Genomic DNA, 873 nt, shown 5'->3' on the forward strand with positions numbered 1-873 from the left:
ATATAGTCTGTCAACCCTTTATTCTAATTCGTTTCAGTAGATTGACGTGCTAATTATTAAGTGACTTATCACTTCCTAATTACTCCCGCTTGTCTTGCTGAGGTGCGTATTATAGACGCTTTAATCTCAGTGTCAATACCTTTTTTTAATTAATACTCATTATTAGACCTAAACCTGATAATTGCTCCGCTTAATCTCTAGTAAACCTCATTCTCTAAAGCTAAATCAGATAGTTGATAGAATAAGAATGAGCCATTAAGCGTTTTGAGGTGATAAATTTAAATTTTTAAATCGTTAAAAAGCTGGAGAATGAGTTAATGGAGAGAAGAACAATAGGGGATCTTAACGTTAACTGGTGCCAGATACTGGGAATCTGTAATGCTTTCTAAGCATTTCTGAGGATTTCTAAAAATTTGGGAATCTGTAAAAAATATATGCGCTTACACTTTAACCAGGATTACTGGAATTTGTTATCCGACCCTGTTAGAAATCGAGCAATAATACTGGCAACACAAGATTCTGTAGTATAAAAAGCAATTTAAGACCAAAGAAAAGCCCCTTAACCGTTAAGTTAAGGGGCGAATCTAGAATAGAGAGCTGACGATAACCTGAGCGCCGTTAAAACAAAGCAGTGCTTTGTTAGGCTGCGCAAGAGAAAACCCTTTAAATAGGGTTTTCTGCGTAGGTCACTACTAAAGTAAAGATAAAAAAAATCCCCCAACCAGATAACTGATTGGGGGATTTTAGAATAGAGAGCTGACGATGACCTACTCTCACATGGCCGGAGCCACACTACCATTGGCGCGATGATGTTTCACTTCTGAGTTCGAGAAGGGATCAGGTGGGGCCATCATGCTATTGTCGTCAGCAAAG

The 873-nt window shown here is 38.0% G+C and carries 1 rRNA gene; it reads right to left on the reverse strand.

Annotated features, from left to right (window positions below):
* Positions 1-754: 754 nt before the first annotated feature.
* Positions 755-869 (reverse strand): 5S ribosomal RNA (rrf, locus tag JMY09_RS14410).
* Positions 870-873 lie beyond the last annotated feature (4 nt).

The sequence above is a fragment of the Psychrobacter urativorans genome, assembly GCF_904846695.1.
Taxonomy (GTDB): domain Bacteria; phylum Pseudomonadota; class Gammaproteobacteria; order Pseudomonadales; family Moraxellaceae; genus Psychrobacter; species Psychrobacter urativorans.